Annotated in this window: 22 protein-coding genes and 1 pseudogene; 11 read left to right on the forward strand and 12 right to left on the reverse strand. The window is 71.6% G+C overall.

From position 1 onward, the window contains the following. Positions 1–139: 139 nt before the first annotated feature. The gene (gene pgi, locus EV378_RS29150) at positions 140–1,822 is read right to left on the reverse strand and encodes a glucose-6-phosphate isomerase (RefSeq protein WP_132430576.1); all 1,683 of its coding nucleotides are present in this window, start codon (positions 1,820–1,822) and stop codon (positions 140–142) included. A 418-nt stretch (positions 1,823–2,240) separates the two neighbouring features. On the opposite strand from pgi, the gene EV378_RS29155 reads away from it, so the two are divergent. From EV378_RS29155 to EV378_RS29165, 3 genes are all read left to right on the forward strand, one after another. After that, positions 2,241–2,705 carry a DoxX family protein gene (locus tag EV378_RS29155; protein ID WP_132430577.1) on the forward strand — a complete coding sequence of 155 codons (465 nt, stop codon included), beginning with the start codon at positions 2,241–2,243 and terminating at the stop codon, positions 2,703–2,705. An 83-nt stretch (positions 2,706–2,788) separates the two neighbouring features. Further along, on the forward strand, positions 2,789–3,637 hold the full coding sequence (locus EV378_RS29160) for a HipA family kinase (RefSeq protein WP_243653822.1): 849 nt from the start codon (positions 2,789–2,791) through the stop codon (positions 3,635–3,637). Next, positions 3,634–4,065 (forward strand): DUF3037 domain-containing protein, encoded by a 432-nt coding sequence (locus tag EV378_RS29165; RefSeq protein WP_132430578.1) that lies wholly within the window; start codon positions 3,634–3,636, stop codon positions 4,063–4,065. Before EV378_RS29160 ends, EV378_RS29165 begins: the two co-directional genes overlap by 4 nt. 41 nt (positions 4,066–4,106) lie before the next feature. Here EV378_RS29165 and EV378_RS29170 read toward each other — a convergent pair whose 3' ends face one another. Beyond that, entirely contained in the window at positions 4,107–4,580 is a 474-nt protein-coding gene (locus tag EV378_RS29170) for an SRPBCC family protein (protein ID WP_132430579.1), read from the reverse strand. Positions 4,581–4,676: 96 nt separating this feature from the next. Between EV378_RS29170 and EV378_RS29175 the strand changes: the two genes are divergently transcribed. Then, positions 4,677–5,714 carry a phosphotransferase family protein gene (locus EV378_RS29175; protein WP_132430580.1) on the forward strand — a complete coding sequence of 346 codons (1,038 nt, stop codon included), beginning with the start codon at positions 4,677–4,679 and terminating at the stop codon, positions 5,712–5,714. 151 nt (positions 5,715–5,865) lie between these two features. Further along, entirely contained in the window at positions 5,866–6,432 is a 567-nt protein-coding gene (locus EV378_RS29180) for a DUF6069 family protein (RefSeq protein ID WP_132430581.1), read from the forward strand. 12 nt (positions 6,433–6,444) lie between these two features. Here EV378_RS29180 and EV378_RS29185 read toward each other — a convergent pair whose 3' ends face one another. Continuing rightward, entirely contained in the window at positions 6,445–7,782 is a 1,338-nt protein-coding gene (locus EV378_RS29185; RefSeq protein WP_165922534.1) for a cytochrome P450, read from the reverse strand. A 143-nt stretch (positions 7,783–7,925) separates the two neighbouring features. Between EV378_RS29185 and EV378_RS29190 the strand changes: the two genes are divergently transcribed. Further along, a complete protein-coding gene (locus EV378_RS29190) occupies positions 7,926–8,774 on the forward strand; it encodes a metallophosphoesterase family protein (RefSeq protein WP_279389668.1) in 849 nt (282 codons plus the stop codon). Positions 8,775–8,968: 194 nt separating this feature from the next. Here the strand turns inward: EV378_RS29190 and EV378_RS29195 are convergent, their stop codons facing one another. After that, positions 8,969–9,271 (reverse strand): hypothetical protein, encoded by a 303-nt coding sequence (locus EV378_RS29195; RefSeq protein ID WP_132430582.1) that lies wholly within the window; start codon positions 9,269–9,271, stop codon positions 8,969–8,971. Positions 9,272–9,343: 72 nt separating this feature from the next. Here EV378_RS29195 and EV378_RS29200 point away from each other — a divergent pair, with 72 nt between their 5' ends. Continuing rightward, on the forward strand, positions 9,344–9,733 hold the full coding sequence (locus tag EV378_RS29200) for a hypothetical protein (protein ID WP_132430583.1): 390 nt from the start codon (positions 9,344–9,346) through the stop codon (positions 9,731–9,733). A gap of 9 nt (positions 9,734–9,742) precedes the next feature. On the opposite strand, the gene EV378_RS29205 is transcribed toward EV378_RS29200, so the two are convergent. Beyond that, entirely contained in the window at positions 9,743–10,234 is a 492-nt protein-coding gene (locus EV378_RS29205; protein ID WP_132430584.1) for a pyridoxamine 5'-phosphate oxidase family protein, read from the reverse strand. A gap of 275 nt (positions 10,235–10,509) precedes the next feature. Between EV378_RS29205 and EV378_RS29210 the strand changes: the two genes are divergently transcribed. Next, a complete protein-coding gene (locus EV378_RS29210) occupies positions 10,510–11,073 on the forward strand; it encodes a dihydrofolate reductase family protein (RefSeq protein ID WP_132430585.1) in 564 nt (187 codons plus the stop codon). Positions 11,074–11,289: 216 nt separating this feature from the next. Here the strand turns inward: EV378_RS29210 and EV378_RS29215 are convergent, their stop codons facing one another. From EV378_RS29215 to EV378_RS29240, 7 genes and pseudogenes are all read right to left on the reverse strand, one after another. Continuing rightward, entirely contained in the window at positions 11,290–12,108 is an 819-nt protein-coding gene (locus tag EV378_RS29215; protein WP_132430586.1) for a class I SAM-dependent methyltransferase, read from the reverse strand. Positions 12,109–12,169: 61 nt separating this feature from the next. After that, entirely contained in the window at positions 12,170–12,601 is a 432-nt protein-coding gene (locus EV378_RS29220) for a nucleotide triphosphate diphosphatase NUDT15 (protein ID WP_132430587.1), read from the reverse strand. Positions 12,602–12,766: 165 nt separating this feature from the next. Continuing rightward, complete coding sequence (locus tag EV378_RS35620; protein WP_165922535.1) at positions 12,767–12,943, reverse strand: hypothetical protein; 177 nt, start codon at positions 12,941–12,943, stop codon at positions 12,767–12,769. Positions 12,944–12,993: 50 nt separating this feature from the next. After that, positions 12,994–13,893, reverse strand: a complete 900-nt coding sequence (locus EV378_RS29225; RefSeq protein ID WP_132430588.1) for a MaoC/PaaZ C-terminal domain-containing protein — start codon at positions 13,891–13,893, stop codon at positions 12,994–12,996. Positions 13,894–13,962: 69 nt separating this feature from the next. Further along, positions 13,963–14,862, reverse strand: coding sequence for an alpha/beta hydrolase (locus EV378_RS29230; protein ID WP_132430589.1), 900 nt, complete (start codon positions 14,860–14,862; stop codon positions 13,963–13,965). A 47-nt stretch (positions 14,863–14,909) separates the two neighbouring features. Beyond that, positions 14,910–15,944, reverse strand: coding sequence for a helix-turn-helix domain-containing protein (locus EV378_RS29235; RefSeq protein ID WP_165922536.1), 1,035 nt, complete (start codon positions 15,942–15,944; stop codon positions 14,910–14,912). Positions 15,945–16,167: 223 nt separating this feature from the next. Then, positions 16,168–16,314: pseudogene (locus EV378_RS29240) on the reverse strand (IS3 family transposase); the annotation flags it as partial. 327 nt (positions 16,315–16,641) lie between these two features. Between EV378_RS29240 and EV378_RS29245 the strand changes: the two are divergent. Genes EV378_RS29245 through EV378_RS29255 form a run of 3 tightly spaced genes read left to right on the forward strand, consistent with a single transcriptional unit; the run spans position 16,642 to position 19,405 of the window. Beyond that, positions 16,642–17,847, forward strand: coding sequence for a thiolase C-terminal domain-containing protein (locus EV378_RS29245; RefSeq protein WP_132430591.1), 1,206 nt, complete (start codon positions 16,642–16,644; stop codon positions 17,845–17,847). Positions 17,848–17,852: 5 nt separating this feature from the next. Beyond that, positions 17,853–18,272 carry a Zn-ribbon domain-containing OB-fold protein gene (locus EV378_RS29250; RefSeq protein WP_132430592.1) on the forward strand — a complete coding sequence of 140 codons (420 nt, stop codon included), beginning with the start codon at positions 17,853–17,855 and terminating at the stop codon, positions 18,270–18,272. Beyond that, complete coding sequence (locus tag EV378_RS29255; RefSeq protein WP_132430593.1) at positions 18,269–19,405, forward strand: LLM class flavin-dependent oxidoreductase; 1,137 nt, start codon at positions 18,269–18,271, stop codon at positions 19,403–19,405. Before EV378_RS29250 ends, EV378_RS29255 begins: the two co-directional genes overlap by 4 nt. Positions 19,406–19,409 lie beyond the last annotated feature (4 nt).

A 19,409-nucleotide genomic window follows, 5' to 3' on the forward strand; every position in this document is an offset into this window, starting at 1 on the left:
CGGCCGCTCGGGGTCCACCCTCGTGCCCGGCCCGCTCCTCCGCCACCGCAGGCCGATGATCGGCCGTCCGGTGTCGATCGCCGCCGTACACGGCACCGATCCGGGCCGATCCGCCGATCATGCGGCTCGGTGGCGGGAGTCAGCGCCCCCGATAGGCCCGGTAGCGCGCGATCAGGGACGCCGTCGACTGGTCGAGGCCCGCGTCCGGCGGGTCGGCCGCGTACAGCGCGGGGCCGAACTGCTTGGCCATCACCTTGCCCAGCTCGACACCCCACTGGTCGAAGGAGTCGATGCCCCAGATCGTGCCCTCGACGAACGTCACGTGCTCGTAGAACGCGATCAGCTGGCCGAGCACCGACGGGGTCAGCTTCGGCGCGAGGATCGTGGTGGTCGGCCGGTTGCCGGGCATCACCTTGTGCGGGATCACGTCGGCGGGCGTGCCCTCCTCGGCGATCTCCTCGGCGGTCTTGCCGAACGCCAGCGCCGCGGTCTGCGCGAACAGGTTGGCCATGAACAGGTCGTGCATGTCCGGGGCGGCGGGGTCGGGGCCGTCGCCGGGCAGCTCGTGGTTCGGCTCGCCGAACCCGATGAAGTCGGCCGGCACGAGCCGGGTGCCCTGGTGCAGCAGCTGGTAGAACGCGTGCTGCCCGTTCGTACCCGGCTCGCCCCAGAAGATCTCGCCGGTGGTCGTCGTGACCGGTGTGCCGTCGCCGCGGACGGACTTGCCGTTCGACTCCATCGTCAGCTGCTGCAGGTAGGCGGGCAGCCGGTGCAGGTACTGGCTGTACGGCAGCACGGCGTGCGTGTCGGTGCCGAAGAAGTTCGAGTACCAGACGTTCAGCAGTCCGGCGACGGCCGGCAGGTTGCGCTCCAGCGGCGTCTCCCGGAAGTGCACGTCCATCGCGTGCATCCCGGCCAGGAACGCGCGGAAGTTGTCCGGCCCGACGGCGCACATCAGCGACAGCCCGATCGCCGAGTCCACGGAGTACCGCCCGCCGACCCAGTCCCAGAACCCGAACATGTTGTCCGTGGAGATCCCGAACTCGGCGACCTTCTCCGCGTTCGTGGACACGGCGGCGAAGTGCTTCGCGATGGCCTCGTCACCGGCTCCGAGGTTGTCCAGCAGCCACGCGCGGGCGTTGCGCGCGTTGGTCAGCGTCTCCTGAGTGGTGAACGTCTTGGACGACACGAGGAACAGCGTCGTGGCCGGGTCCAGATCGGACACCGTCTCGGACAGGTCGGTCGGGTCGATGTTGGACACGAACCGGCACTCGAGATCGCGCCGGGCGTAGTCGCGCAACGCCTCGTAGGCCATCACCGGCCCGAGGTCCGACCCGCCGATCCCGATGTTGACGACCGTGCGGATCCGCTGACCGGTGTGGCCGGTCCACTCGCCGGAGCGGACGCGGTCGGCGAACGCGGACATCCGGTCCAGCACGGCGTGCACGTCGGCGACCACGTCCTGGCCGTCCACGACGAGATCGGCGGCGCGCGGCAGCCGCAGCGCCGTGTGCAGGACGGCGCGGTCCTCGCTGGTGTTGATGTGCTCCCCGCGAAACATGGCCTCGGTGCGTTCCGGCACGCCAGCGCGGCGGGCCAGCGCGGTGAGCAGCTCGAGCGTCTCGCCGGTGATGCGGTGCTTGGAGAAGTCGGCGACGAGGTCGGCGCCGGCGAACGTCAGCGCCTCGGCACGGTGGGGGTCGTCGGCGAACAGGGCGCGCAGGTGACGGGGTTCGACGGCGGCGTGGTGCTCGGTGAGTGCCGTCCATTCCGGGGTCGCGGTGATGTCGGTCGAGACGGAGGTCGCAGACACGGGCGTCATCCTGCTCCGGATACCCAGCCGCGGCGAGCCCGACGCGGTCCGCGGATGCGACGAGCGGGCTTCGCGGGACGGTGGCGTGCAGATCGCCACTGCGCACCGTGCGTCCCGGTGCGGCATCCGAGGGTCCGCTCTGCCACCCGGGTGAGTGTGGTCGCGATCACCGCGACGTGGTGTGCACGGCCGCGTGACCACTCGTCGTCGCACACGCCCGGACCACCGGTCACGGCGCCGAACGCGCCGGTGGCGGCGGCCGGACGGTCGTGCGGCAGCGGCCGTGTGGGTGTTCGCGTGCCCTCGTCGCAGCATGCGGTCGATTCGTCGCGTGTGGTCACCGAAGCGTGTGGAGCAGCCCGATCTGCGTCGTACGGTCTCCCACATTGCGTGATGACCTTGTCACCAAACGTCATGAGGAGGTTGCGTGTATCGCTCCCTGAACGGGCTGCCGAGGGACATCGTCCTGCTGGCCGGCCGTGTCCTGCTCGCCTACATCCTGATCATGCACTGCTGGAAGAAGGTGGACGCCGGGCTGTTCGAGACGGCGGGCACGTTCTCCAAGTTCGGCATCCCGCTGGCCATCGCGGCCGCGTCGTTCACGATCGTCGTCGAGCTGGTGACCACGATCTCGCTGGTGCTCGGCCTGCGGATGGTCGTGCCGATGTCGTTGATGACGTTCGTGATGGCGGGTGCGATCTTCTTCGTGCACGGCAAGAACGGCCTGTTCATGGCGAACAACGGCTGGGCGCTCGTCGGGACGATCATCTGCGGTCTGCTCGCCCTGATGGCCTCCGGCCCGGGCAAGCTCAGCGTGGACCACGTGCTGAGCCTCGCCCGTGAGCGGCGGATGCAGCAGACCGTCGTGATGCGCCAGCCCGTGGCGGTCTGACCCGCCCCCGAGCCGCGGCCCGCACCCTTCCCCCTGTGGGTGCGGGCCGCGATCCATGTCGGGGGGTCGGTAGCGTCTCGACCGTGCAGGCGGGGCGAGCGGAGTTGCGGCACGTCACCGCGATCCGCTATGTCACGCCGTTGCGCGAGGGCGGATCACTGCCCGGCCTGATGGAGGCCGACGACCTCGGCACCTACGCCGTGAAGTTCACCGGTGCGGGCCAGGGACGGTCGGTGCTCGTCGCGGAGATCGTCAGCGGTGAGCTGGCACGACGGCTGGGCCTCCCGGTTCCCGAGCTGTGCACGGTGACCGTCGACCCGGACCTCGGCCTGTCCGAGCCGGACCAGGAGGTCCAGGAGCTGCTGCGCCGCTCGGCCGGGCTCAACCTCGCGATCGACTTCCTGCCGGGCGCGCTCGACTTCGACCCGCTGGCGTTCGACCCGGGCCCGGAGCTCGCCGGACGCGTGCTGTGGTTCGACGCGCTGGTCGGCAACGTCGACCGCTCGTGGCGCAACTCGAACATGCTGCTCTGGCACCGCGGCCCGTACCTGATCGACCATGGCGCGACGCTCACGTTCGCGCACGCCTGGTCGGCCGCACCGGGTTTCGCCGGTCGGCCCTACGACGCGTCCGACCACGTCCTGCTCGGCTGCCACCCCGACCTCGACGGCGCCGACCGCGCCCTCGCGCCGCTCGTCACGCCGGAGGTGCTCGCCGACGTCACCGCGCTCGTCCCCGACGAGTGGCTGGCCGACGAGCCCGGGTTCTCGTCGCCGCAGGAGGTCCGCGCGGCGTTCGCGACGACGATCGCGGCCCGCCTCGCCGTACGGGAGTCCTGGCTGGCCGGCGTCGCGGAGCAGGTGGCCGCCGGCAGGCCCCGCCCGACGACGCGCGCGCCGCACCCGCCGTCCTGGCTGCGGAGGGCTCGGTGACGGCGTGGGTGACGTTCGAGTACGCGCTGCTGCGCGTCGTCCCGCGGATCGAGCGCGGCGAGTCGATCAACGCCGGGGTGATCGTGCACTGCAGGGCGCGGGACTACCTGTGCGCCAAGGTGTACCTGGACCGTGCGCGGCTGGCGGCGCTGGACCCGGGGGCGGACGCGGACGCCGTCGACGCCGCGCTGGAGTCGGTCGCGGCGGTCAGCGGGGTGCCGGAGCCGCCGCGCTCGGACCGGCACGCCACCGGAGCGCTCTCGGCGGCGGGCCCGGGGGCCGGTGAGGACATCGGTCGCCGCTTCCGGCGGCTGACGACGGCGCGCAGCACGATCGTCCAACCAGGACCGGTCCACACCGGACGGACCAGGGACCCGGCCGCGGAGACCGAGCGGCTGCTGCGGCGGCTGGTGCTGCCACCGGCCTGACCGCCGCCCCGCACGAGGGACGACGGCCGGTCGGACGGGACTCAGGACGCGGCGTCGCCGGCCTTCTCGATCGAGTCGGACAGCTGGGCCTCGTTGAGCATCGGGAAGAAGCCGAGGAAGCTCTCGTCCGTGACGTTGGACCAGTCGTAGACCTGGGTGACCTTCGTGCCGTTGCCCTCGGGCTCCAGGTGCCAGGTGTAGGTGTGGCCGATGGCCCGGACGTCGCCGAGCTTGTCGGTGTAGCCGTCGATCGGGTGCAGGGACGGCGCCCAGCCGATCGTACGGTTCTCCTCGTACGCGACGATCTCGTTCTTCATCTCGTAGTCGCCGAGCGCGTCGTTGTTCATCTTCATGATGAACTCGTCGCCGACACCGCTGACCTTCGCCGTGTCGGTTCCCCGGAGCATGCTCGACCCGTCGATGGCCTGGTGCTGGGTCGGCGAGCTCAGCAGGGCGAACAGCGCCTCGGGGCTGGCGTTCACCGTCTTCGAGACCGTGATCTGGGTGTCACTCATGGATGGTCCTCCCTGACCGTCGCTTGTGAACGGGCGTGATCCTCCCGCGATCCGGGTCGGTCCGCAGCCCGGCGATCGGACGGTTCCGGTGCTTGGATGGTGACCATGGACGAGGTCGTCGACGGCGTGCGCCCCGCGGTGCTGGCCGCCTGGATGCGCGAGCGGGAGCTGGTGGACGGGCCCGTCCACGTCGCCCGGATCTCCGGCGGTCACTCGAACCTCACGTTCCGGGTCTCCGACGACGCGGGCTCGGTCTGGGCACTCCGCCGCCCGCCGACCGGCGGGGTGCTGGCCACCGCACACGACATGAGCCGCGAGTGGCGCTTCATCTCCACGCTGGCGCCGACCCCGGTCCCGGTGCCCGACCCCGTCGCGTACTGCGACGACGCCGACGTCATCGGCGCCGAGTTCTACCTGATGGGCTTCGTCGACGGCGTCGTGCCCGGCGATCCGGAGTCCGGCGAGAGGATCCCGCAGGACATCCGGCGGTCCTGCGGCCTGGACGTCGCCGACGTGCTCGCCGAGCTGCACGCCGTCGACCCCGACGAGGTCGGGCTCGGCGACCTGCACCGGCCCGGCAGCTACCTGGAGCGCCAGCTACGCCGCTGGCACCGGCAGGTGCACGAGAGCGCGATCGAGGACCTGTCCGCCGTCGACGAGGCACACCGGCTGCTCACCGAGCGGATGCCGGCGACGGGGGAGACCCGGATCGCGCACGGCGACTACCGGCCCGGGAACCTCTCGTTCGGCGCCGACGGGAGGATCGCCGCGATCTTCGACTGGGAGCTGGCCACCCTCGGCGAGCCGCTGGCCGACCTCGGCTGGGTGCTGGCGTCCTGGGCGCGGCCGGACGACACGCAGCGCGCGATCACGACCGGTCCGACGGCCGCGGACGGCTGGCCGGAGCGCGACGAGGTCGCGCAGCGCTACGCCGAGCGTTCCGGTCGTGACCTGTCCGAGCTGCCGTACTTCCTGGCGTTCGCCCGGTGGCGCTCGGCGTGCATCGGCGCGGGCGTGTACACCCGGTACAAGCGGGGGAACATGGGCTCCGGCGCACAGGTGGGCCCCGAGCTGGAGCAGCGGGCCGAGCAGGTCGTCACGGAGGCGGAGGCGGCACTGGCGGCCCTGGCCTGACACGTCCTGTCCGTTACGTGGCGCGGGGGTACGGCGAGTACCCGATGGGGGCTTGTACCGTGCCCTTTCCGCGGGCGTGATCGTTCGTCCACGGAGCGCGACGGTGCGTCAGACTGGACGTGGACGCGCGCGAGACCGGTGAGGTGGGCAGATGTCGCAGGGCTGGGACGACCGCACGCGAGCGGCCGGCTACGACCGTGGGTACGACCGGGGCCGGGACGCCGGCTACGACCGGGGTCGCGACGCCGGGTACGGGCGCGGTGGCGGCGGCAACGGTGGCGGCTACGACCGTCCGCCGCGTCGCTCGTCGATCAACGCGGGGCGCCTGTGGTCGGGCGGGGTGGCCGCCGCGATCATCGCCGCGCTGATCGCGTTCCTCGCCCTGCTGCTGGTCCGGGTGCTCCTGCAGATCCCGTACCTCGCCCCGACCGACACCGGCGCGCTGGCCGGCGGCAACACGACCACGCTCTGCGTCTCCGCCGCACTGGCCGCACTGGCCGCGACCGCGCTGGCGCACCTGCTGCTGGTCTCCGTCCCGAGCCCGATGTCCTACTTCGGCTGGATCGCCGGGCTGCTGACCGCGGTCGCCGCGATCCTGCCGCTGCTGTCCAGCGAGACGCTCGCGGTGCGGATCACCACCGGGATCATCCACCTGGTGATCGGCGTCGCGATCATCAGCCTGGTCACGACGGCGGCGATGGCGGCGTCGAACCGCTGACCCCGCCTGCCGTCAGGCGGGGACCGGCGCGCGGTCGAGGCGCACCGGCAGCGACCGGTAGCCGCGCAGCACGCGGGTGCCCCGCAGCTCCGGCAGGCCGTCCGCACGCATGTCCGGGAACCGCTCGAACAGCGCCCGCAGCCCGACCTCGCCCTCCATCTTCGCCAGCGCCGCGCCCAGGCAGTAGTGGATGCCGCTGGAGAACGAGACGTGCCGGTCGGCGCCCTCACGCGCGACGTCGAAGCGGCCCGGCTCGGGGAACACGGCCGGGTCGCGGTTCGCGCCGCCCAGATGCGTGATGATCAGCGACCCGCGCCGGACGGGGATCCCGCAGACCTCGGTGTCGGCGCCCGCGACCCGTCCGGTCCGCTGCACCGGCGACTCGTAGCGCAGGATCTCCTCGACCGCGTTCGGCCACAGCTCGGGCTCGGCCGCGAGCCGCGCCCGCTGGTCCGGGTGCTCGAGCAGCAGCCGGGTCCCGTTGCCGATCAGGTTCACCGTCGTCTCGAAACCGGCGGCCAGCAGCAGCATCGCGATCGAGAGCAGCTCGTCGTCGGCGAGCTTGCCCTCCTCCTCGTCGTGCGCCTGCACGAGCGAGGAGAGGATGTCGTCGCCCGGGTTGCGGCGCAGCGTCTCGAAGTGGCCGAGCATCCAGTCCGTCAGCGCGTCGATGTCCTTCTCCGAGCGCCGGAACTGCCCGTAGGTCAGGCCCATGTCCAGCGAGTACGCGCCGCCCTCGCCCCACCGCAGGAACTGCTCGCGCATCGACGTCGGCGCGCCCAGCATCTCGGCGATCACGGTGGCGGGCAGCAGCGCGGCGTAGTCGCCGATCACGTCCGCCCGCCTGCCGTTGCGGCCCGCGGTGGCCGTCATCTCGTCGAGCAGGCCGGTCGCGATCTCCTCGGTCCGTCCGCGCAGCGCGGCGATCGCCTTCGCGCTGAACGAGCGGGTGACGAGCTTGCGCATGCGGGTGTGGTCCGGGGGGTCCGACGAGAGCAGCGACGGCGGCTCGGCGGGCCCGAGCGGGTAGCTGCCGCCGACCTTCATCAGCGCCTGCAGCAGGCTCGGCGCGTTCTCCGGCATCCGCATGCTGACGATGAAGTCCGGGCTGCGCAGCACGGTCTGGGTGACCTCGTGGTCGACCGTGGTGAGCGTCAGCGCCGAGCGGACGATCCGGCCCTGCGCGCGGATCCGCTCGTAGTGCGGGAACGGGTCACGGACCGTGTCCCGGTCGATGATCAGGGTGGCGCCGAGGTCGCCCTTCTTCGCCTGCCGCGCGACCGTCTGCCGCATCGCGCCGTGGCGCAGCAGCCAGCGCACCCACCGTCGAGGACCCCGCGAACCCGCCATCGCTCCATCCTTCCCTCGCCGTACTGTCGGTATGCTACTTGCGGTAAGTAGGTTCGCGCCAGGGTTCGCCGGACCGGCGACGGACGGGTAGAAACGGACTCGTGGTGCTCCCCGAACCGTCGTCCGAACCGAGGCTGCTCGCGGTGAGCGACCTGCACGTCCGGTACTCCGAGAACCGGGAGATCTCGGCGGCGATCGCGCCCCGTCATCCGGACGACTGGCTGATCGTGGCAGGCGACGTGGACGAGAAGATCGCCGACATCGTCGACGTCCTGACCGACCTGCGGTCCCGCTTCTCCACCGTGATCTGGGTGCCGGGCAACCACGAGCTGTGGTCGCGCGACCGCAGTGCCCGCGCCGACCCGATCGACGCGCTGCGCGGCGCCCACCGCTACGACGAGCTCGTCCGCCGCTGCCGCGCGATCGGCGTGCTGACGCCGGAGGACGAGTTCCCGGTGTGGACCGGTCCGGGCGGCCCGGTGACGGTCGCGCCGCTGTTCGTGCTCTACGACTACTCGTTCCTGCCGAAGGGCACGTCGACGACCGAGGAGGGGCTGGCGGCCGCGCACGCGGCGGGCGTCGTGTGCACCGACGAGTACCTGCTCCACCCCGACCCGTACCCGTCGCGCCAGGCGTGGTCGGCGGACCGGGTCAAGGAGAGCGAGCGCAGGCTGGCCGAGCTGGACCCGGACCTGCCGACGGTGCTGGTCAACCACTGGCCGCTGGTGCGCACGCCGTGCGATCCGCTCTGGTACCCGGAGTTCGCGCTGTGGTGCGGGACGACGGCGACGGCCGACTGGCACCGGCGCTTCCGGGCGACCGTCGTCGTGCACGGGCACCTGCACATCCCGCGCACGATCGCGTGCGACGGCGTGCCGTTCGTCGAGGCGTCGCTGGGCTACCCGCGTGAGTGGCAGCGGCACTCCGAGCGGATCGGGTCGCACTTCCCGGACCTGCTGCCGCGGGTCGTGCTGCCGCTCCAGGAGTTCTGACCCGGTCCGCACCGGGCCCGGTGCGTCCGCCTCGACCGCTCGTGGCGCGCCGCCCGACCGTGATCAGGATTCGAGTGTGACGTTCCGGCGGTCTGCGCCGCCGCAACGTCCCGCTCGATCGGCGCGGCCCGTCGAGTGGCACGTTGCGGTCGCCGGGCACCGCCCGCGGTCCGGAGGTGGCGGGCTCGTGAACGTCATGACGTGCCGTGACCAGGTCCCGGCAGGGCCCGCGGGCCGCGCCGCGTCACCGCGCGCCGGTGTCCCGGGGCGCGCTGCGGCACCAGCAACCACCAGAGCATCCAGATGCCGGGCCCGCTGCCGAGCAGGATCACGGTGGCCAGCACCCCGTGCCGCCACAGGATCCCGGAGACGACCCAGCCGACGATCCACACCGCCATCGCGACCAGCCGGATCCGGATCCGCCGACGGTGCTGGACGGCGAGCGGCTCGACGTAGTCCGTGACGACGGTGACGTCGTCCCGCCGTCGTCGCCACATGGTCCGACCGTACCCCCGGCTGTTACGGTCGGCTCCATAAACGAAAACGATTCCGCTTATCAGGAGGACGGGATGGACGGCTACACGGTGGTCCGGTGCGCGGCCTGCGCCCAGATGCCCTCCGGGTTCGACGACGGCGCCGCGGCCCTTCCGGGTGTCGACGAGGTGCTCGTGGAGGGACTGCGCGCGGTCGTGCGCGACAGCACGCACGGCGTGCTGGTCTCGAGCGGGTGCCGCGTCGGGCCCGCCTGTGGTGCACGGGAACCGGGCATGGTCCTGCTCGTGCAGCCCTGCGACGCGGACCGCGCGCCCGCCGGGCCCACGGTCGTCGCAGGTCCTGTCCGGACGACCGACGACGTCCGTGCCGTCACCGGCTGGCTCGCCCGCGGCGTGCTCGACCCGGACGACCTGCCCGCCCGCCTGCGGGGTCCGCGCCCGCTCACGCCCGGGCGCCGGAGCTGATCCTCGGTCTCAGTGCTTCCGCACCACCCGTTCCTTCTCGCCGGGCTCCCAGACGTGGATGTCGAGATGCCCGTCGCCGACCTGGACCGACGACGCGCCCCGGATGTCCGCACCGAAGAAGTGCCCGAACTCCTGTCCGCGCAGGTCGAAGCCCGTCTCGTCGAACAGGGCCTCGGCGAAGCGCTGGTGGAGATCCGGATCCGGGCGGTTCTCCACGACGCCCCAGAGCTTGGCGTCGCCCTCGCTCACGTGCGTGTCGACCGTCGCCGTGTGCAGCGTGAACCGCGGGTCTCGCGCCAGGTCGTCGAACTTGCGGGTGTCGGGCATCCCGACGATCCACAGCTCGCCCTCGAACGTCCGCGGCTCGACCGGGCTGATCCTTGGCCACCCGTCGGCCCGCAGCGTGCCGAGCATGCAGAGGTTGCCGGTGGCCGCGTGCCTGCGCCGGAAGATCTCGGAGATGGTCGGCGCCCCGTCCACGAACCCGTCCCAGGTGGTCATGGACGAAACGGTAGGACGGGACCCTGACAGTTCCGGTCAGGGAAGCCGGACGGATGGCACGTCTGCGCTGCCCGCCCCTCGTGGTCGAGGACCGCGACGAGGCGATCGCGTTCGTCCTGGAGGTCGAGGACGCGGTGGCCGAGTACGAGCGCCTGCGCGCGGCCGGGTGAGGTTCGAGCGGGCACCGCGGCGGGAGGAACACGGTAGGCGATCCACTCCGATGGCGGGTTCGCACGCCGGCGATGACTCCGGACGGTTCGGGCAGTCTGACGCGCATGACCCCCCGCCTCGAGTACTCCGTGATCGTCTCCCTGGACGGCTACCACTCCGACGCCGACGGCGGCTTCGCCTGGGCCGAGCCGGACGAGCAGGTGCACGCGTTCGTCAACGAGCGCGAGCGCGGCGCGACGACGTACCTCTACGGCCGCCGGATGTACGAGATGATGAGCGTCTGGGAGACCGACCCGGAGTTCACCGGGTCGGCCCCGCTGCTCTCCGAGTTCGCCACGATCTGGAAGGCTGCGGACAAGATCGTCTACTCGACGACGCTGGAGACCGTCGTCACCGAGCGCACCCGGATCGAGCGGGAGTTCGACCCGGACGCCGTCCGGAAGGTCGTCGCTTCGTCGGACGGCGACGTCGCCGTCGGTGGCCCGACGCTCGCCGTGCACGCGTTACGCGCCGGCCTGGTCGACGTGCTCAACGTGTACCTCTGCCCGGTCGTCGTCGGCGGCGGGACGCCGTACCTCCCGCCGGACGTGAAGCTGGACCTGAGCCTCCGCGAGGAACGCCGCTTCGACGGAGGCGTGGTGTACCTGCGCTACGACGTCCGCCGGTAGCTGCCGGTGCATGATCACCGAACGGGCGCGGGTCGATGCCGCACACGGCACTCGGCGCGGCCGAACTGCCGATCATGCTCCTGGGCGTCGGCCCCGACGCTCGCGCCCCGGCATGATCAGCGGGCCGGCGTGGATCGATGCCATGGGTGGCACCACGCCGGGCCGACATGCTGGTCGTGGAAGGCGACGGGCGGCCTGCACCGTCCCTTCACCCCTTCATCGCCGGGCGAGCCACAGCGTGCGGGTGACCCGGACGCGTAGGTCGGTCTGCTCGAGGACGCCGTCGGCGAGCAGCTGATCCAGGGTCTCCCGGTCGGCCGCGGGCAGCTTGTCGCCGATGCCGGCGCGCACGCGGGTGAGGAACGCCCGGCCGTAGCGGACGGCGACGTCGCGGGGCGGCACGTCGTCGAGCTCGAACCGCCTCTTCTCCACGACGGCGAACCCCGCGCTCTCGATCGCCCCCGTCCAGTCGGGGTGGGCGTTCCAGCGCTCGGCAGCCATCACCTCGTGGGCGCGGTCCTCGAGGGCCCGGCCTGCGTCGTCGTCGAGAATGCGGGGCTGGTCGTCCATCTCGACGACGGCGAGCAGCGCCCCCGGCTTCGTCGCGGCGTGCGCGTCGCGCAGCACCCGCTCCACATCGGACAGATGGTGCAGCGACGACGCGGCCCACACCACGTCCGGTGACCCGACCTCCGGCCACCCGGAGTCCAGATCGGACTGGGTCGCGGTGAACCCGTTGGCACGCAACCGGTTGACCATCGCCGCCGACCCGTCGACGGCGACCACCGAGGCGTCCGGGAACCGCCGCGCGAGCGCCGCGCTGCCGGTCCCGGTGCCCGCACCGAGGTCGACGACGAGCCGCGCGTCCTCCGGGGCGTGCGCGCCGACGAACTCGACGATCTCCCGCAGCTGCGGGGCGACGATCTCGGCGTCGAGGTCGAGCATCTCGGCGAGGGCGTCGTCGGTGAACGCGTCGTGGCCGCCGTGACCGTGGCCATGGCCGTGCCCGTGGCCCTGCTGTTGAGCGTGCGTCATGGTCGCGAGGGTAGGCACAGCCGTGCGTTCATGGCACGCGTTCTTGCTGAGAGAGCAAGAATCACGGCGCGAGACGGTAGGCGGCGACGGCGTCGGCGACCGGGCGGCCCTCGAGCAGGTCGAACGCCATCCGGGTCGGGGCGAACAGCGCGTCGGGGACCTCGTCGCGGGGACACCAGCGCCACTCGGCGAACACGTCGGGCTCGGTGAGCGCCGGCTCGCCGCGCACGTCGCGCGCCACCGTGACGGCGGTGAGCCACGGCGCGGGACCGGGGGAGAGGATCACCCCGGCGACGTCGACACCCCTCGCGTCGAGCCCGGTCTCCTCGCGCAGCTCCCGGACCGCAGCCGCCTCGAACGACTCGCCCGCCTCGACCGCGCCGCCGGGGAACGACCAGACCGGCGCCTCGCCCGGCTTGACGCGATGCCCGAGCAGGACCCGCCCGCCGTCGTCGCGGACGAGGACGCCGACACCGAGAACGGGAGTGACCATCGGCGGCGACCGTACCGGAGCGCGGCGCGCCGGAAATGGGTGCACAGCGGCCGGCGACGACGCGTGCGACGCCGGAGAACGCACGCGGCCGGACGGGTGCGGCCACCGGCGAGACGCGCGTTCTCCGGATCACCCGACGGCGAACCGAACTGCCCGCCGGACCGCTCAACCCATCAGCAACGAGACGAGGACGAGCACGACGAGACCCGCCAGCGCGACGGCCAGGTAGCTCCAGCCCAGTACGAGGTGGAAGAAGCCGAGCAGGACGAGCTCGACGGCCAGGATGATCGCGATGGCCAGCAGGGGGTGCCGGGCCACGAACGACCGCTGCTGTTCCGCCATCGCCCGGCAGTGTGCCTCCGCGCGGGACCGTCCGTCGATCGCCCGGTCCGTTATCGCGGACGCAGGTCCACGGAGCCGGCGAGGACGGTCGTCCCGTCGGTCCGGGTGGAGCAGACGTCGAGGTGCACGCCCCCGTCGTCGACCGGGCGTGGGTCGCTCCGGTGCACGGTGACGGTCTGGTCCGGGGTCACCATGCCCGTGAAGCGTGAGGTGACGCGGGAGACGGTCCATCGGTCGAGGTCCCGGTCGTCGAGCACGGCGGTCACGGCGCGGGCAAGGGTCTCGGTGCCGTGCACGACGATGTCGGGCAGGCCGGACGCGCGGGCGACCCGGATGTCGGTGTGGATCGGGTTCCAGATCCGCGAGCACTCGGTGTAGACCGTCGGGCCCTCGCGCGGGACGTCGTAGACGCGGTGCGGTCGCGTCTCCGCCGGTGGTCCGGTGGGCGGACTCGCCGGCGTGGTCGGCAGGTCGCCCTCGACCGTGACGCCGGGGTAGGCGCGGGTGTACAGCGTCGAGACGGCGCGTTCGCCGCTCGGGACGTACGTGTCGAGGCGGACGGTCACCAGGCTCAGGGACTTCTTGACGACGACGTCGTGCAGGCCCGCGACGGTCCGCATCTCCGTTCCGGGGACCAGCGGGAGGAACCACCGCACGTCGTGCCGGGCGTGCAGTCCCCGATGTCGTGTCGCGAGGCTCATCGACGTGCCGGGGCCGCCGTCGTCGAGGAGCGGCCACTCGAACGTCACCGGGAAGACCGGGTGGGCCTGGATGCCGCCGGGACGCCCGAGGTCGAAGTGCTCGGCGCGGGTGTCCCCGATCCCGGCGGCGTAGGCCGCGATCGCGCGCTCGTCCACGACGTGCACCCGCGTCCGCGTCGCCTCCGGCGCGTCGGCCGGCAGCAACCGGATCACGTGGTCGGGCGGCGCGGCCGTCTCTGCGCTGGTCACGGCGAGGCTCCTCGGGTCGCTCGGGTCCTCCCCGCATCCTGGCATCCGGGGAGGACCGGAGCCGCCCCGTCACGCTCCGAGGTGCTGGACGAACCAGTCCGTGGCCGGGCCGGAGGACTGGTCGAAGCCGTCGACGTAGGCGTCGAAGTGCCCGCCCGGCAGGATGACGAGCTTCTTCGGCTCGCGGGCGTTCTCGTAGGCGCCGATCGCCAGCTCGGTGGGCGTGAGCACGTCGTTGCGCGCCACCAGGAGCAGCAACGGCGTCGGAGCGATCCGGGAGATCCAGGCGCCGGGCTCGTACTCGGAGAGCATCTCGACCGTGCGGAGCGTGACCTCGTTGCGCCACGACGGAGCCCGCTTCTCGTGGGTCTCGGTGAACCACTGGTAGGAGTCCGGCGTCGGCAGCGCGGACGGCGCGAGCGGGTCCTTGTCCACGACCGGCACCATCGCCGGAGCCTCACCGCGTCCCCTGGCCTCGCGATCGGCGTCGAACATCTCCCGGAAGCCGCCGATGAAGTCCGACCGGACCAGCGACCGGATGTTCTCGTACCCGGACACGAGCGGGACCTGGGAGACGACGGCCCCGACGCGCTTGTCGATCGCGCCGACGACCAGGACGTGCCCGCCGGAGTAGCTGGACCCCCACACACCGACCTTCGTGCGGTCCACCTCGGGCAGGCTCTGCGCGTAAGTGATGGCGTGGCGGTAGTCGCGGACCTGCTGGATCGGGTCGATCTCCTGGCGCGGCTCGCCGTCGCTGGCGCCGAAGTTGCGGTTGTCGAACACCAGCACGTTCAGCCCGGCCGCGGAGAACGCCTCGCCGTACTTGTCGAGGTACATCTCCTTCACCGCCGAGAAGCCGTGCGCCATGACGATCACCGGCGCCGTCGCGCCTGCTCCCTGGGCGGGGTAGAACCACCCGCGCAGGGTCACGTCCTCGCCGGTGAACTCCACGTCACGTCGTGCCATCTGCGCCAACCTCCAGGTCGCGTCGACCGGCCCGGGAGGAGGCCCGCTCATCCCTGAGTCGCTGTGACCCCAGTCTCACGACGACCGGCGCCGGGGCCTTGAACCTCAGCGCCACGAACCTGCACGTGCGCGCCATCGGCCCGGGCAGCCGTCCGGTACTCGCGCGGCGTCGCGCCGTAGTGCGCCTTGAACAACCGGCTCAGATGACTGGCGTCGGAGAACCCGTAGCGGTGCGCGATCGACGCGACCGGCCGGTCGGTGCCGGCGAGCTCCTCGCGGGCGCGGGCCAGCCGTCGTACCCGCACCACTTCACCGACGGTCTGACCGGACGCGGTGAAGATCCGGTTCACGGTGCGCAGCGAGACGCCGTGGGCACGGGCGAGCCGGCCAGGGGAGAGCTGGTCCGCGAGGTGGCGCTCGATGTAGCGGTCCATCGCCGCCCGCAACGCCGGCTGGGTGACGGTCGACTCCGGGGTGTCGCCCGCGGTGCGCAGCGCGCCGATGAACAGCTCCAGCGTCGCGTTCCGGGCCGCGGACACGGCGGCCTGGTCGAGCTCGGGCAGTGCCGCACTGAGCGTGTCGAGGTAGGAGGTGAGCAGGCGGGTCGCGGGTCTGCTGCCGTCGAGCATCACGCCGCCGGTGACCTGCGCCCGTCCGACGATCTCGTCGAGCGCCGACCGCGGGATCAGCAGGCTGCGCTTGGTCAACGGCTCCTCGACGGCGAATCGGGCCGTCGCCGAGCTGTCCCAGACCACGGCGTCGCCGGGCTGCAACCCGGCCTCCGCGCCGCTCTGCGCGACCGTCTCCCGACCGCCCCGGTTGATCAGGACGACGACGAACTCGCCGTCGGTCCCGGCGATGTCCCGCTTCGTCCGGGTGCCAGAGCACGGATCGCAGGTGCAGTCGACGAGAGCCAGGTCGTCGATCCACCAGCGCCGGATCGTCGCCTCGAACCCCGCGGTGCGGGGCCGCGGTACGGCGACCGACCACGGCAGGTGAGTGGCGGACAACATCTCCCGCCACTGGTCGACGACGGTGGACGCGTCGCGGTCGGTGCTCCAGTACTCCGTGGTTCCGCGCATCCGGTCCCTCGTCTCCCACCACGCCAGTGTGGCGACGTCGGAGATCCAGGCTAGGTCGCGGGCGGTGTCGTGACCAGGCTGCCGATGGCGTATCGGGAACGCCCACGTCGTGGTCGAGGAACGAGCGGCCCACATCCAGGCCGGCGCGTCGCGCCGCCTATCAGAGCTTGCGCGCTCCGTGGACGCGGTAGCACCCGGGCGGTGTCATCGGTGGTGACACCGGGCCGAGCTGCTCGGCCACCCACTTCACCACGCAGTGGTCGTGACCCAGCTCGACGCGCAGGGTGCGGACCATGCGCACCGCCGCGGCCTTCTCCTCCTGCGAGTACCGCCGCGTTGTCGGCTTCCCGGCAGATCGTTCTGGCGGCATGACTCCGGCCTCGTTTCCAAGGCCGGGAGCCTCCGCAGCCGCGCTTCCAGTACTGCCACGGATCGGCGGTAATCTTCTCGGTCCCCCGCTCCGGCGAGGGGTATCGGGTCCTCCCGTGCTTCAGGCGGCCGGTCAGCATTCCGTTGGCGAGATGCATGTCGTTGTCTGATTATTCAGGCGTTCGGATCGGTGAGGCCGTGCTGACGGCGACCTGGCCGGGCGGCATCCGCCGCCCGCAGAGCGCGCTCGACTTTTGACAAGCCATCGCAGTTACAGTAAGGTCTGCTGCATGGAATTACTGCAGGTCGAGACCGCCGGTCGGCCCCGATGAGTGATCTCCGTGGAACTGTCGCGATCGTCGGTGCCTACGAGCACCCGCTCCGCATCGCCGCGGAGAAGTCGGAGTGGTTGATGCAGGCCGAGTCGATCATCGGTGCGATGGGTGACGCGGGTCTGGATCGGTCCGATGTGGACGCATTCTTCACGGTCGCGACGTCGCCGGAGGCCGGGTATCTGCGCGAGTCGGCGGCGTCGATGATGTGTGACTACCTGAACCTGCGGCCGAAGTTCGTCGACGAGACCGACATCGGCGGGGCCTCGTTCGGGCTGTTCCTCAACCGCGCGGTCATGGCGATCGAGGCCGGGCTGATCCGGACGGCGGTCATCAGCTACGGCGCGTGCACCCGCTCGCAGGCCGTGAAGGTCGGAACGCGGAACTTCGGCGACTTGATCGGGCGTCCGACGATGCCGTTCCCGGACGCGTTCATGGAGCCCTACGGCACCACGATCATCGGCTACATCGGCATGCTGATGCAGCGACAGATGTTCGAGTACGGACTCACGCCGGAGCAGTCCGCGTCCGTGGCCGTCGCCGCACGCAGGTACGCGGCGCTCAACCCGGACGCGGCGAAGCGCCGGGAGATCACCGTCGACGAGGTGCTCGCCTCCCCGGTGATCGCCTCGCCGGTGCACCGGCTTGAGTGCTGTGTGATCACCGACGGTGGCGGCGCGATCGTACTCACCTCGGCGAAGCGCGCGGCGACGCTGCGCAAGGATCCCGTCTACGTGCTCGGCATCGGTGAGGCCGTCGCGAACTCCAACGGCGGCTATGCCGACTGGAACACCGACTTCACCGAGATCACCCGGGCTTCCGCCGAACAGGCGTACGCGATGGCGGGCGTCACGCCGTCCGACGTGGACGTGGCACAGGTGTACGACGCGTTCACCATCGCCACCATCCTCGGCCTCGAAGGTCTCGGGCTCTGTAAACCGGGGGAGGCGGGGCCGTTCATCGAGGCCGGCGGCATCGACCCGGGCGGCCCGCTGCCGGTGAACACCGACGGTGGCGGCCTGTGCTCGAACCATCCCGGGCGGCGCGGGCTGTTCCTGCTGATCGAGGCGGTGCGCCAGCTGCGCGGCGAGGCGCCCGGCTACCAGGTGCGTGACCCCGACCTCGCCCTCGTCTACGGAACCGGCTCGGCCTACATGGGCGTGCAGGGGTCGGCGGTGGCCATCCTGTCGAAGGACCGGTGAACGCGATGTCGTGGACACGGCCGCTCCCCACCCACACACCCGAGACGAAGCCGTTCTGGGACGCGGCCGATGCGAGCCGCTTCGTCGTGCAGCAGTGCCGGGCCTGTGAGCGCTTCCAGTTCCCGTACCGCGGCTTCTGCAGCCACTGCTGGTCGGCCGAGTTCGACGAGCGGGACGTGAGCGGCGGCAGGGTCTTCACCTACAGCGTGATCTACCGCAACGACACCGAGGGGTTCCAGGAGACCGTGCCCTACGTCGCCGCGATGGTGCAGCTCGACGAGGACCGGGGCGGACTGATCGTCCAGAGCAACATCGTCGGCTGCGACCCGGAACTCGTCCATATCGGACTGCCGGTACGGGTCACCTTTGCTCCGACCACCGACGGCCACCAGATCCCGATGTTCACCCCCGTGGAGACGCCATGAGCGAGACGACCACCCGCACGGTCCAGGTGGGGATCGGCGGGCCGATGGGCCCACCGACAGCGATGCTCACGTCGCGGCCGCAGGCCGCCGAGAAGGCCGGCTACGCGTCGATGTGGTGGGGCGACCACTACATGGGATGGACGCCGCGATCGCTGTGGACACCGGACATCAGCGCCATCGCGCGGCCCGGGACTAGCCCCGACACGTTCTTCGACCCCGTTGCCGCGATGGCACTGGCAGGCTCGGCGACGTCGGAGATCTCGATCGGCATCACGACCGAGTCGATCCGGCGGCATCCGGTGGCGCTGGCGCAGCAGTTCCTGACGCTCCAGCACATCGCGGGAGGCCGTACGGTCCTCGGCATCGGGGGCGGTGAGGGGGAGAACCTCCTGCCCTACGGCATCCCGTTCGAGAAGCCGGTCGGGCGGATGGAGGAGGCGATCCGGGTCATCCGTGCGCTCTGGGGCAGCCAGGGCGAGCCGGTCGCCTTCTCCGGCGAGCACTTCCGGTTCGACGACGCGGTGTTCGGCCTGCCGGTACCGGAGGCCGGGCTCCCGGAGATCTGGTTGTGCGGCGCTGGGCCGCGCATGTGCCGGGTTGCCGGTGAGCTCGGCGACGGTTGGCTGCCCGCGCTGATGACGGCCGAAGACTACGCCGATCGGGTCGGTCGGATCCGTAAGGCCCGGGCGGCTGCAGGGCGGGAGCAGGACCCGTTCACGTTCGGGCTGTTCGCGTTCGCGGCCGTGGCGCCGGATGTCGACGCGGCTCAACCGCTGCTGGACCACCCGTACGTCAAGGGCATGTGCATGACCCTGCCCGCCTCAGCCTTCGAGCGGTACGGGGTGCCCCACCCGCTCGGCGAGTCCGCCGTCGGGATCACCGAGTACATCCCCGGGCGGTTCGGGCGGGACGAGATCCTCTCGATGATCAACTCTATTCCTGGGGAGCTGGTGCGTGACTACGTGCCGCACGGCTCCCCGGACGACATCACGAGTCAGCTAGAGCCCTACGTCCGGGCCGGACTCGAGCACGTCGTGCTGCTCAACGTGACGCCGCTCGCCGACCTCTCACTGGCGCGGGAGTCCTTCGCGCTGACCGACGCCATGGCGCGCGGCCTGACCTACCAGCTCTGACCGG

Origin of the sequence: Pseudonocardia endophytica, assembly GCF_004339565.1 — a bacterium.
In the GTDB taxonomy this organism is placed as follows: Bacteria; Actinomycetota; Actinomycetes; order Mycobacteriales; family Pseudonocardiaceae; genus Pseudonocardia; species Pseudonocardia endophytica.

Excerpts from the sequence above, each read along its gene's own strand:
- pgi (WP_132430576.1), bottom strand. The coding sequence starts at position 1,822 with ATGACGCCCGTGTCTGCGACCTCCGTCTCGACCGACATCACCGCGACC.
- EV378_RS29170 (WP_132430579.1), bottom strand. The coding sequence starts at position 4,580 with ATGAGTGACACCCAGATCACGGTCTCGAAGACGGTGAACGCCAGCCCC.
- EV378_RS29175 (WP_132430580.1), top strand. The coding sequence starts at position 4,677 with ATGGTGACCATGGACGAGGTCGTCGACGGCGTGCGCCCCGCGGTGCTG.
- EV378_RS29180 (WP_132430581.1), top strand. The coding sequence starts at position 5,866 with ATGTCGCAGGGCTGGGACGACCGCACGCGAGCGGCCGGCTACGACCGT.
- EV378_RS29185 (WP_165922534.1), bottom strand. The coding sequence starts at position 7,782 with ATGGCGGGTTCGCGGGGTCCTCGACGGTGGGTGCGCTGGCTGCTGCGC.
- EV378_RS29195 (WP_132430582.1), bottom strand. The coding sequence starts at position 9,271 with ATGTGGCGACGACGGCGGGACGACGTCACCGTCGTCACGGACTACGTC.
- EV378_RS29200 (WP_132430583.1), top strand. The coding sequence starts at position 9,344 with ATGGACGGCTACACGGTGGTCCGGTGCGCGGCCTGCGCCCAGATGCCC.
- EV378_RS29205 (WP_132430584.1), bottom strand. The coding sequence starts at position 10,234 with ATGACCACCTGGGACGGGTTCGTGGACGGGGCGCCGACCATCTCCGAG.
- EV378_RS29210 (WP_132430585.1), top strand. The coding sequence starts at position 10,510 with ATGACCCCCCGCCTCGAGTACTCCGTGATCGTCTCCCTGGACGGCTAC.
- EV378_RS29215 (WP_132430586.1), bottom strand. The coding sequence starts at position 12,108 with ATGACGCACGCTCAACAGCAGGGCCACGGGCACGGCCATGGCCACGGT.
- EV378_RS29220 (WP_132430587.1), bottom strand. The coding sequence starts at position 12,601 with ATGGTCACTCCCGTTCTCGGTGTCGGCGTCCTCGTCCGCGACGACGGC.
- EV378_RS35620 (WP_165922535.1), bottom strand. The coding sequence starts at position 12,943 with ATGGCGGAACAGCAGCGGTCGTTCGTGGCCCGGCACCCCCTGCTGGCC.
- EV378_RS29230 (WP_132430589.1), bottom strand. The coding sequence starts at position 14,862 with ATGGCACGACGTGACGTGGAGTTCACCGGCGAGGACGTGACCCTGCGC.
- EV378_RS29235 (WP_165922536.1), bottom strand. The coding sequence starts at position 15,944 with ATGCGCGGAACCACGGAGTACTGGAGCACCGACCGCGACGCGTCCACC.
- EV378_RS29245 (WP_132430591.1), top strand. The coding sequence starts at position 16,642 with ATGAGTGATCTCCGTGGAACTGTCGCGATCGTCGGTGCCTACGAGCAC.
- EV378_RS29250 (WP_132430592.1), top strand. The coding sequence starts at position 17,853 with ATGTCGTGGACACGGCCGCTCCCCACCCACACACCCGAGACGAAGCCG.
- EV378_RS29255 (WP_132430593.1), top strand. The coding sequence starts at position 18,269 with ATGAGCGAGACGACCACCCGCACGGTCCAGGTGGGGATCGGCGGGCCG.